This is a genomic window from Nostoc sp. CHAB 5715 (assembly GCF_020829685.1).
Taxonomy (GTDB): domain Bacteria; phylum Cyanobacteriota; class Cyanobacteriia; order Cyanobacteriales; family Nostocaceae; genus Nostoc.
The window spans coordinates 1-10,688 of sequence record NZ_JAIVFR010000124.1; the positions used below are offsets into that span (position 1 = coordinate 1).

Consider the following 10,688-nt stretch of genomic DNA (forward strand, 5'->3'; position numbering starts at 1 on the left):
CAATAAATTTCCCCAATTCAGTAGGATAGGCATAGACTAATCCCAAACACCATTGTCATGGTAAAAACACTTCCACAGCATTGGACAATTCCCTTGTTGGAAAATGGCGACAAACTCAGCCTTTATGAGTTTGAGCGGCGCTACAACGCCATGCCTAGCTTGAAAAAAGCCGAATTAATTGAGGGAATTGTCTACATCATGCCTGCTGCTTTGCGTTTTAGAAGTCACGGTCAACCGCACAGTTGGATTGTTGGTTGGTTATTTACTTACGAAGCGGCTACACCAGGTGTAGCGTCAGCAGTAGAACCCACCGTGCGCCTAGACTTAGATAACGAACCTCAACCAGATGCTGTACTTCTGATCAACCCAAAAGCAGGTGGTCAAGCAAGGCTGAGTGAGGATGATTATATTGAAGGCGCACCAGAGTTAATTGTCGAAATTGCCGCTAGTAGTGTTGCCATCGACCTCCATGCTAAAAAACAAGCCTATCGTCGCAATGGAGTCAAAGAATATATCGTCTGGCAAGTACTCGATCAGAAATTGACCTGGTTCTATTTGCAACAGGGTGAGTATCTAGAGTTGGCTACTGATAGTAACGGAATTGTGCGAAGTCAAGTTTTTCCAGGGTTGTGGTTAGGGGTTGCAGAGTTATTAGCGGGAAATATGCAGTCTGTTTTGACTGTTTTACAAACAGGCTTGCAATCTCCTGAACACGCAGCATTTGTCCAGAGACTAGCGCCTTTTGCCTGAGGCGATCGCTTTGAGATGATCATTTTGGATAGTGGGCTACCAGAGCTACTAACTGTAGGGTAACTAAATGTACAGCAATATAGAGCAAGTATGGGGCATAGTACAGCAGTAGAGGGTAAGTATAGAACATATTTATAATAACGATGGCGTAAACTTTTTCAACATAGACACACGACACTAGTTATAATTTCCTATAAGTTGAAAAAACTCTTAAGATTTAGCGTAATAATTACGCTTCTCTCAGACCGACTAGCTGACAACCACATTAGGAGGACTATCTATGGCGCTTGTACCACTGCGGCTGCTGTTGGATCACGCAGCTGAAAACGGTTACGGCATCCCAGCTTTCAACGTTAACAATTTGGAGCAGATTCAGGCGATCCTGAAGGCTGCTGTCGAGACAGATAGCCCCGTAATTTTGCAAGCTTCACGCGGCGCTCGTAATTATGCAGGAGAAAACTTTCTCCGCCACCTGATTTTGGCAGCTGTAGAAACCTATCCTCAGATTCCCATTGTCATGCACCAAGATCATGGGAATGCGCCTGCTACCTGCTACTCAGCAATTAAGAACAACTTCACCAGCGTGATGATGGATGGTTCTTTAGAAGCTGATGCTAAGACCCCCGCAAGCTTCGAGTACAACGTTAGTGTTACCCGCGAAGTTGTAAATGTAGCTCATGCTTTGGGTGTCAGCGTTGAAGGTGAACTCGGTTGTTTGGGTTCTCTAGAAACTGGTGCTGGTGAAGCTGAAGATGGTCATGGGTTTGAAGGTACACTCGACCACTCACAACTGCTAACCGACCCCGATGAAGCTGTTGACTTCGTAGAAGCAACCCAAGTAGATGCTTTGGCTGTTGCCATTGGCACAAGCCACGGTGCTTACAAGTTTACCCGTAAGCCGACTGGGGAAATTTTAGCAATCAGCCGCATTGAAGAAATTCACCGCCGTTTGCCCAACACCCATTTGGTAATGCACGGTTCTTCTTCTGTACCAGAAGATTTACTGACGCTAATTAACCAGTATGGTGGTGCAATTCCTGAAACCTACGGCGTACCTGTAGAAGAAATTCAAAAAGGTATTAAGAGTGGTGTACGTAAAGTAAACATCGACACCGACAACCGTTTGGCTATTACTGCTGCTGTACGTGAAGCTTTGGCTAAAAAACCAGAGGAGTTTGACCCCCGTCACTTCCTCAAGCCTTCTATTACATATATGCAAAAGGTTTGTGCTGAACGCTATCAGCAATTTGGCACAGCTGGCAACGCAAGCAAGATTAAACAAATTTCTTTGGAAGATTTTGCTGCTAAGTATGCTAAAGGTGAACTCAACGTTGTTACCAAGTCAGCTGCTAAAGTTTAATTTTGACAACTAACTAATAAATAGGGGCATAGTCTTGCTATGCTCCTAAAAAACTGAGGATTTGAATGTTGTCAGAAACCGGGTAAACACCCGGTTTTTTGTTTTATTTATAAGGATTGGGAATGGGGCATGGGGCATTGGGCATTGGGCATTGGGCATTGGGCATTGGTCAATAATCAATAGTTCTTCTCCCCCTGCTCCCCCTGCTCCCTCATCTCCCTCATCCCCCCAGTCCCCAGTGCTTAGAATACCCGATGTTGTAAAGAGGGCATTTGACGACGAACTTGTTCTAGCCTAGTGGGCTTAATTTCTGCGATCGCAATTCCCGGTTTTTCCCCAGCATCGGCTAAAATTACGCCCCAAGGGTCGATAATAACCGCGTGTCCGTGTGTTAGACGGCGGGCGTAGTTATTGCCTGTTTGGGCAGGAGCAATGACGTAGGCGGTATTTTCGATGGCTCTGGCTTGTAATAGTACTTGCCAGTGGTCTTTGCCAGTAAAGGCGGTAAAGGCGGCGGGAATAAAGATAATATCGGCTCCCTTATCTGCTAGATGACGGTACAGTTCAGGGAAACGGACATCATAACAAATAGAAAGCCCTAAATTACCAAGTTTTTCGGAAAAATGGACAGGTGGTAGTTGCGTACCAGCCACAACCGTGCTAGATTCCCGATAGGTGTTGCCGTCGGGGACGTTAACATCAAATAGGTGTACTTTGTAGTAGCGGGCAAGTTCTTGACCGTTTGGGTCGATGAGTAGAGTGGTGTTATAAACTTTGCCTGTATTGTCTACCGGAACTGGAAAGCTGCCGCCTAAGATCGTAATTTGAAAGCGTTGAGCCATTTTTTTGAGAAATTTTTCACTTTCAAGAGCGATCGCATCGCCTTGCGCGAGTTTGTCTTTTTCTTCTCCCATATAGGAAAAGTTTTCTGGCAAACCTACCAATTCCGCACCTTGACGCACGGCAAGCTCTATTAATTCTTCTGCCTGTGCCAAATTTTTCTGTAGATCTGGCACACTGGTCAATTGAATAGCGGCGGCTAAATAAGACTTCATAGATTCAACAACGAACAGTTGATTTATGGAAAAGAGATTATCAAAATATATCGCTACTTCAACATCTGTGGAACTTAATTAGAAATAGGTCAGCCAAAATTTTCTTTACCAGACTTGTTTTATTGCTGATCTTAATCTTCCTCTGGGTTATAGCAAACTGGGCAAGATAAAGATTAGGTTGTGATCAAACCTTGATAAAAACTGTCTACTGTGGATATTTCTATTCTCATTCAAACATTTATCGCTGTGTTTGTCTTGGCGGATGCTGTGGGCAATATACCGATTGTTTTAGTTTTGACTAAGGGCATGATGCCAGACCAAAGAAACAAAGTTATAGATAAAGCAATTGTCATTGCGATCGCAGTTCTTTTGCTATTTGCCTTTACAGGGCAAATAATTTTAAATTACTTAGAAATCAGTATCGGCTCTTTGCGAGTAGCAGGAGGACTATTGTTGCTGTTAATTGCTTTGCAAATGCTGCGGGGAGAATTAGATCAGCCGATTATTGAAGAAGGACGCGATGTTGCAATTACTCCACTAGCTTTACCACTGCTAGCGGGGCCAGGAACTTTGACGACGGTAATGTTGCTGATGTCGAAATCACAGAGTCCGCATATTGCTGTGGCGGTGGGTATCTTAGGGGCAATGTTTATCACTTGGTTGCTTTTGCGTTTAGCAAACGTGATTGACCAGTGGATTGGTGCAGAAGGTGGAGTGATTGTGACTCAACTTTTGGGTTTTTTGTTAGCGGCGCTAGCGGTGGAAATTGGTAGTACGGGAATTAGGGAGTTGTTTTTGAGCTAGAAAACTCCTAAAAAATATTCTGAAACTGTATACAAATATAAATAAGTTTGAGAGACGAGAAATTCGCGCCTCTCAAACTTGTTTATAAAAATTAACCTAAAGTTAGAACAAGATGGATAACTCAAGAGGAGTTTATTGCCGATTGAGTTTCAAAGATACTTTTCGAGAGTGGAAGCTAATGTAGTTTTAGGCACAGCGCCGACTACCATATCCACTTTTACTCCATCTTTAAAAATCATTAATGTGGGAATGCTGCGAATACCGTACTGACTGGCAACATTAGGATTTTCATCCGTATTGACCTTGACGACCTTTATTTGACCTTTGTACTGTTCGGAGATTTCATCGACAACAGGAGCTACCATACGGCATGGTCCGCACCAGGGTGCCCAAAAGTCAACTAAAACTGGTACATCGCTGTCGAGTACTTCTTGCTTGAAACTAGAATCGGTAACTTGCGCGGCTGTTGACATGCCTAAAACCTTCGCCAATAATATCTGAACTTGGTGAAAATTCTACCATAGCAAAAACCTCAGCTTGGAAGTCCAAGGATGTACATTTGCAAAGAAGCTCTAGAATTTATTTATAAACATAAGGAACCGCCCGAACAGTAGTCCGGGCGGAGTGTGGTGTGAGGAGTGAACGGAAACATTCGTCTCCGCTATTTCTATTGTAGGTGACATATCGGATTTTTCCAGCAATTGTTTAGGGGGCTGGAAAAATTTTTCAAGAAATGGGCATTGGGCATTGGGCATTGGGCATTGGGCATTGCTTATTTCCCTTGTCCCCCTGTCTCCTTGTCCTCTTGTCCCATGCCCGATGCGCCATGCCCCATGCCCCAATTCTATTTCCCCATACCTAATTGTTGAGCTTTTTGGTAAACTTTACCCTCGGTTAATAAAGAAGGCGCAATCACAACTTCCACTTGTTGCATTTCTTTAATATTTTTGGCTCCTAAGGTGCCCATACTCGTCTTTAAAGCTCCTAAAAGATTGTGAGTGCCATCATCTAGCCCTGCTGGGCCAACGAGTATTTGCTCTAGGCTACCAGTGGTGGCAACGCGAATCCGGGTGCCACGGGGCAACACTGGGCTGGGAGTCGCCATACCCCAATGATAACCTCGTCCTGGGGCTTCTGTGGCTCTGGCAAAGGGGGAACCAATCATCACACCATCAGCACCGCAGGCGATGCATTTACAAATGTCGCCACCGGTGATTAAACCGCCATCAGCAATAATGGGGATATAGTTACCAGTTTCCTTGTAGTAATCATCTCGTGCTGCTGCACAATCTGCGATCGCACTCGCCTGTGGTACACCCACACCCAATACCCCACGCGAGGTACAAGCAGCACCAGGCCCAATTCCCACCAGTACCCCAGCCGCGCCAGCTTTCAACAAATTCAAAGTGACTTCGTAAGTTACACAATTCCCCAACACCACGGGGATGGGCATGGAACGGCAAAATTCTGCTAAATCAAGTGGTACTAAAGACTCTGGTGAGAGATGTGCAGTAGAAACTACCGTAGCCTGTACAAAAAATAAATCTGCCCCAGCTTTTGCCACCGCCTCACCGTATTTACTTGCACCGGCTGGGGTCGCACTTACCGCCGCAATGCCACCTTGTTGTTTAATTTCCTGAATCCGTTGTTCAATTAATTCCGGCTTTATTGGTTCGGCATACAGTTCTTGCATCAGGGCAACAAATTCATCTTTACCCACAGAGGCAATCCGATCTAATATTGGCTCTGGGTCAGCATAGCGAGTATGAATACCCTCTAAATTGAGGACACCTAATGCTCCTAACTGTGACAAACGTACAGCCATGCGAACATCTACTACGCCATCCATCGCACTGGCAATTATCGGGATTTCTCGCTCAATATTGCCAATACGCCACTTAGTATCTGCCAAACTGGGGTCTAGTGTTCTGTTACCAGGGACTAGAGCAATTTCATCTATTCCGTAAGCTCTGCGAGCTGTTTTTCCCCGCCCAAGTTGAATTTCCACGCTTTAATTTTTCTCAAATCTGTTTAAGCTAGGGTATCAAATTGTGAGATAAGTTGGGGCATTTTTTCCCTGAACTACGCAGATAAATTCGAGTTACCCAAGCCGCCGCTCGAAGCTTTGATGGACGCAAAGTATTTACCAAGCAACCAAATGAGCAAAAATTGTTAATTGGTTTTTATATTTTGTTCTTTGAAGGTTGGTGTTGCGCTAGTTTTTGGCAATTGGACAATGATAGTGTCTATTATTACTGAGTTAATGTCAATATTATTGGCATTAGTTTTCTTAATTTGCCTATATTGACTTAGGTCAAGATCAGGAAAATTATCATAAATGATAGCAAATTGTAATAGTTTGTATCGTTTCAAATCGATAAACCTTCTGAATCTGAAGATTTTCAATTCTAAAATCCAAAATCCAAAATCCAAAATTGGTTTGATTTACCGTTTATTTTTAGCTGCATCCACACCAGTGTAACCAGTTGCTATCCAAAGTATCGCTCTCGCTCCATCACGGATAGATTTTTCGATAGATTCAGGGGGTTTTTCTGAAGGAACTGGCACTGGTTTTAAATAAATACCTCGACTACCCAAAATAATTTCACCGATGACACAAGCCCGACGCATGTGGAAGTCTGAAGTAATCAAATAAACGCTCTTGATGCCGCGAGCTTGCAAATCATCTACTAACGTAGTAAAATTAGTAACTGTATCTACGGCCTCATAGTCCAAGTGTAAACGTTTGGGATCAACACCAGCTTTAGTAAACACTCGTTGGGTAAATGTAGCTGGACTACCCCCGGTAATCCAAATTGGTATATTTGGATGCTGGCGGACAAATTCGGCCGTAAACTTCTCTCGCTCCAAACGTGTCGTTGAACCACCTAACACTACAACTGCTTGCGGTTGTACAAATTGGTTTTGTACTTCTTTGTATCCCCACCAGATGATTAGCGGTAGGACAAAAGTCATAAAACGAAAAGATTTACCTGTAAAAAATAGCTTATTCAAGGCTCGATAACTTTATTTACTGAGTCCAAAATTTCCTCTGGCTAGAAGAAAAACAACAATTGATAGTAGAGTAGCAAACTCCTATAAAATCTGTCCAAATTTATATTTAGGTGATTTTCATGTTGCAGCGCGATTAAGCGTGCTTGAAGTTTTTCCTCTAATTGATGGATTATCCTAACCGATATCGGACAATCCATCAAAGGGTTTTAGCATCTTCTCGGAGAACCCCATTTAGTAGTTGACTTTTCATCTTATCTGGAAAATCCCTATCCTAAAAGGAGAGAGACTTTGAAATTTCCCTCTTCCCGGGTTGGAAGGAGCTTAGGGGGGTTAGGTTTTTCGTGGGTTTTTTCAGATGATGCGAAACTTCGCGTCTCTACACGCTATATTAAAATATTATTGGTATCTATCCTACTCGCTAGTTGCTGCTTCTAGCCAGATTTCCATATCATCCGCTTGCAACTTCTGTGCAGCATTCAGCATTGATGTTGCTATTATTTGAGTTGAAGTGGTTCTAAAATTAAATCATTTTGCTCTTGACAAATAAATTGTATTAGCTCTGCTAAGATGTCATCTATAAGTAGGTTATTGCGTAGCGATCACCAAAATCACATACTCAAATTCACACTGGACTTGTTGTACTAATTTGGCTGCAACAGCAGTTTTTCCCATTCCACTCATACCTAATATACTGTCATTCCCAGAACAAATTATCTTAGCAGGAGATCATACGGCTTGGGCAAGACAGTAAAGCTCGCACACTCAAAGAGCGAACTTTTGAGCATCAAGCCCATCCAATGTCAGGCGCAAAACCCGTGACAGTAGGACAAGGTTACAGCACCATAGCAATAATTCCAGAAACAGAAGGTAGTTGGGCATTACCGTTATTACATGAGCCCATTACAAGTTTTGAAAATCCAATTGCAAAAGCTGCGGCACAACTAAAACTTGTTTGTGAAAATTTGCCAACACGACCAATTAGCTTGTGGGATGCGGAATATGGCTGTGCAAGTTTTGTCAAACAAACTGCTGACATTGCCGCAGATAAATTAATGCGCGTGCGTTCTAATCGACTATTCTATGGTGCGCCCCCCATCTATCGAGTAGTTCGTAGGGTGGGCATTGCCTAGCAAAATCTAGGAATATGTTGTAAAAAATCAGAGCAATGCCCACCCTACCCAGATTCACCAAATACTATCTCCGGGAAATCTGGGATTTGGGGCATCCTACCACAGCAGCTACAAGCCCAATCAGGCTGATATCCGCCTTTTTTTACCCATGTGTGAAAGCTGGAATACTCCCACAGGTGCGGGCAGGATACCAACCCATGCTTAACTGGATTGTAGTGGATATAATTTAAATGCCTTGTCAAGTCTGCCTGATCACGGATCGTATGCTCCCAAAACCGACGTTGCCAAATATCACTTTCTCTATGTTTGCGACGGGAAGCACAAACATTTTCAGGTAATGACCTTGTACCCCGTAACGACCTTGTAAATAGAATTTTTAACCGAGAGACTCTTTGAGAGTAATCTGAATCATTAGGCGGTAAAGTCCAGAGAAAATGAATATGGTCAGGTAAGACGACTGCTCCAGTAATTTCAAAGGGTCTTTCAGTACGAGTTTTAACAATAGCAGCCCGTAAGCGAGAGACGTTTTCTGGCTGAGAAAACAGAGGTGTGCGGCGATAAGTCACCAGCGTGAGGAAAAAAGTTCCACCTGGTGCACAGGAGCGACGATATTGGGGCATAAAGTGATATTGAGGACTTTGGTGGGCATTGCCTCTTTTGGTTTATAGTTACAAAGTACACATTCTCAGGGGCAATGCCCACCCTACTTTTACTTTTACGGGAGTTTGAATGTAGCGATCGCTCCTAATTCCAAAAAATATAATCAGGCGATCGCTCCTAATTCCAAAAAATATAATCAGGCGATCGCTCATAATTTTAGTTTAGTACGTTGGCGTAGCCCACCGTACCCTTACAGGGAAGCAAGCTACGCGTAGCGTTCCGCAGGAAAGGTATCGCCCCTGATGGGAGAAGATATAATCAAGCGATAAGATTTAAGCACTCACCAACTGAGCCAAGCGTTTCAGGATTCGTAATACGTCGTACAATTCATTTCCAGGGTTTCGGATTAAAAACCCCTTTGATAAAGCATAATAAGTTGGATTTCCTTTAACTAATTTGACAAAAATAAATTCTCCCCCAGGTGTCCACTCGTTAGTTTTGATGGTAAGGTCGCTGTTGCTTTGGACTATCGCACGAGGAGGTTGGTTTGAGGCGAGGAAGTTTTCAAATTTTTGGCGAACGCTGTTTTCTCTGCCCAGGTCATTTTTAATTGACCAGATGTTGATAGACCATCTGCCAGCCTCAGTATTGAGGGCAGCGTGTTCGTTCTTGCAGTTAAAGCGGGTTACTGTACCCGACTCAAGTTTAAATTCTTGGTATGGTGCGTCCTGATTCTCCTCCCTAGTCCATGCCATTCGTTCCTTTGCAGCGCGATACCCCCAATCAGAATTTCCGATATTAATGCTGCGGGCTTCCGTTGCGGCGTAGGAGTCATCGCGGTGGTAGTTGATGCCAGCGCCGGGGTTTTCGGAATAAGTTACCAGCACAATATCAGCATCAGGATATACTTGTTTGACAAGTTCCATTAACTTGTTGTCCTGTACCCCTGGCTTGAAGTCTTTGTCTTTTAAATCCCATTTTGCACCGACCCATGCAACTTGTCTCAGTAGTGCGTAGTTGGATTTATCGTTTTCAAGTACGGGTTTGAGGTGGGTTTCAAGGTGCGATCGCAATTGTTCTACTTTTTCCTCGCTTACCTTACCCAATATTTCGATAGCTTTGGTTTGATCGGCTTGGCGCGAGTTTGGTAGTAATATTGCTTGGTTCTTAATTTCTGATTGTGTGCCTGTTAATACTTGTATTTCAACTGCGTTTTTGTAAACCTGTGAAATACCTGCAACTGTAGCGTTAGTATTTGATTGAATGTTAGTTATATTCTTTTCTGATACAGCTTTTGCAGGAATAATTGGTACTGGAGAAGCTTCTTGATTAAGCTCTCTGGGACGGTTAGGTAGTGCTTGTAGAGCTTTTTTGTACTCACTATTTTCTGGAATTTGGTTTAATTCTAAACGACTACCTTCAGCCGCAACTTTTTGATTTAACTCTGCACTAAGTTGTTCGTAACGGTCAAATCCATCAACTTCACCGATATTAATCGGTTCTCCAAGTAAACTATTTAATTCTTTGTTTATTTCTTCGAGAATTTCATTTTTATTAAAAATAAATGTAGCTACGTGACTCTCAATAAAATAATGTTTTTCAGTAGATTTTGATTCTAGCCAAGTGGCTACAGCGATCGCGTCTTGTGCGGGAACAACTAATCCGAGAGCTTCTTTAGCTTCTAAGAGCGATCCATCTGGAGAACTATATTGTTGGTTTGGGTTATAAAAATATACAGTTTGTTCTGGAACGAATGGAGTGGGTTGTGATGATGTATCTGCACTCTTGATATTACCACCAGCACGGTCAATAAAGGTTTGTTTTAGTTCGTTACTAATAGTACTTTCATCGAGTACGAATACACTCATACCTTTTTTGGCTTCTAACCGAGCTTGTGATCCGGGAAGCTGTTCGTATGATACTCCTACTTTTTCTAGATACTTTTTGCTTTTTTCGGCTATATTTTCATCAACA

At 43.0% G+C, this 10,688-nt stretch carries 11 protein-coding genes and 1 pseudogene; 5 read left to right on the plus strand and 7 right to left on the minus strand.

What is annotated here, in order from left to right; genetic code table 11:
- The first annotated feature begins 57 nt into the window (after nucleotides 1–57).
- On the plus strand, nucleotides 58–750 hold the full coding sequence (locus LC574_RS09330; protein WP_229453154.1) for a Uma2 family endonuclease: 693 nt from the start codon (nucleotides 58–60) through the stop codon (nucleotides 748–750).
- A 280-nt stretch (nucleotides 751–1,030) separates the two neighbouring features.
- On the plus strand, nucleotides 1,031–2,110 hold the full coding sequence (fba, locus tag LC574_RS09335) for a class II fructose-bisphosphate aldolase (RefSeq protein ID WP_229453157.1): 1,080 nt from the start codon (nucleotides 1,031–1,033) through the stop codon (nucleotides 2,108–2,110).
- Between the two features lie 45 nt (nucleotides 2,111–2,155).
- On the opposite strand, the gene LC574_RS37905 is transcribed toward fba, so the two are convergent.
- Nucleotides 2,156–2,290 carry a hypothetical protein gene (locus LC574_RS37905; RefSeq protein WP_267871471.1) on the minus strand — a complete coding sequence of 45 codons (135 nt, stop codon included), beginning with the start codon at nucleotides 2,288–2,290 and terminating at the stop codon, nucleotides 2,156–2,158.
- A 62-nt stretch (nucleotides 2,291–2,352) separates the two neighbouring features.
- Nucleotides 2,353–3,165 carry a carbon-nitrogen hydrolase family protein gene (locus LC574_RS09340; RefSeq protein ID WP_229453159.1) on the minus strand — a complete coding sequence of 271 codons (813 nt, stop codon included), beginning with the start codon at nucleotides 3,163–3,165 and terminating at the stop codon, nucleotides 2,353–2,355.
- 210 nt (nucleotides 3,166–3,375) lie between these two features.
- Between LC574_RS09340 and LC574_RS09345 the strand changes: the two genes are divergently transcribed.
- Nucleotides 3,376–3,969 (plus strand): MarC family protein, encoded by a 594-nt coding sequence (locus LC574_RS09345; protein ID WP_229453161.1) that lies wholly within the window; start codon nucleotides 3,376–3,378, stop codon nucleotides 3,967–3,969.
- Between the two features lie 149 nt (nucleotides 3,970–4,118).
- On the opposite strand, the gene trxA is transcribed toward LC574_RS09345, so the two are convergent.
- From trxA to LC574_RS09360, 3 genes are all read right to left on the minus strand, one after another.
- Nucleotides 4,119–4,442 (minus strand): thioredoxin, encoded by a 324-nt coding sequence (trxA, locus tag LC574_RS09350; protein WP_229453163.1) that lies wholly within the window; start codon nucleotides 4,440–4,442, stop codon nucleotides 4,119–4,121.
- 371 nt (nucleotides 4,443–4,813) lie between these two features.
- Nucleotides 4,814–5,977: a GuaB3 family IMP dehydrogenase-related protein gene (locus LC574_RS09355; protein ID WP_229453165.1), complete on the minus strand. Its 1,164-nt coding sequence runs from the start codon at nucleotides 5,975–5,977 to the stop codon at nucleotides 4,814–4,816.
- Nucleotides 5,978–6,414: 437 nt separating this feature from the next.
- Nucleotides 6,415–6,945, minus strand: coding sequence for a YdcF family protein (locus LC574_RS09360; protein WP_229453166.1), 531 nt, complete (start codon nucleotides 6,943–6,945; stop codon nucleotides 6,415–6,417).
- An 836-nt stretch (nucleotides 6,946–7,781) separates the two neighbouring features.
- On the opposite strand from LC574_RS09360, the gene LC574_RS09365 reads away from it, so the two are divergent.
- Nucleotides 7,782–8,114 carry a hypothetical protein gene (locus LC574_RS09365; protein ID WP_229453168.1) on the plus strand — a complete coding sequence of 111 codons (333 nt, stop codon included), beginning with the start codon at nucleotides 7,782–7,784 and terminating at the stop codon, nucleotides 8,112–8,114.
- Nucleotides 8,115–8,158: 44 nt separating this feature from the next.
- On the opposite strand, the gene LC574_RS09370 is transcribed toward LC574_RS09365, so the two are convergent.
- Nucleotides 8,159–8,734 (minus strand): transposase, encoded by a 576-nt coding sequence (locus LC574_RS09370; RefSeq protein ID WP_229453170.1) that lies wholly within the window; start codon nucleotides 8,732–8,734, stop codon nucleotides 8,159–8,161.
- A gap of 105 nt (nucleotides 8,735–8,839) precedes the next feature.
- On the opposite strand from LC574_RS09370, the gene LC574_RS09375 reads away from it, so the two are divergent.
- Entirely contained in the window at nucleotides 8,840–8,989 is a 150-nt protein-coding gene (locus LC574_RS09375) for a hypothetical protein (RefSeq protein WP_229453172.1), read from the plus strand.
- Between the two features lie 57 nt (nucleotides 8,990–9,046).
- Here the strand turns inward: LC574_RS09375 and LC574_RS38480 are convergent.
- Nucleotides 9,047–10,688: pseudogene (locus LC574_RS38480) on the minus strand (hypothetical protein); the annotation flags it as partial.

Excerpts from the sequence above, each read along its gene's own strand:
- trxA (WP_229453163.1), bottom strand. The coding sequence starts at position 4,442 with ATGTCAACAGCCGCGCAAGTTACCGATTCTAGTTTCAAGCAAGAAGTA.
- LC574_RS09370 (WP_229453170.1), bottom strand. The coding sequence starts at position 8,734 with ATGCCCCAATATCGTCGCTCCTGTGCACCAGGTGGAACTTTTTTCCTC.
- LC574_RS09340 (WP_229453159.1), bottom strand. The coding sequence starts at position 3,165 with ATGAAGTCTTATTTAGCCGCCGCTATTCAATTGACCAGTGTGCCAGAT.
- LC574_RS09330 (WP_229453154.1), top strand. The coding sequence starts at position 58 with ATGGTAAAAACACTTCCACAGCATTGGACAATTCCCTTGTTGGAAAAT.
- fba (WP_229453157.1), top strand. The coding sequence starts at position 1,031 with ATGGCGCTTGTACCACTGCGGCTGCTGTTGGATCACGCAGCTGAAAAC.
- LC574_RS09365 (WP_229453168.1), top strand. The coding sequence starts at position 7,782 with ATGTCAGGCGCAAAACCCGTGACAGTAGGACAAGGTTACAGCACCATA.
- LC574_RS09360 (WP_229453166.1), bottom strand. The coding sequence starts at position 6,945 with ATGACTTTTGTCCTACCGCTAATCATCTGGTGGGGATACAAAGAAGTA.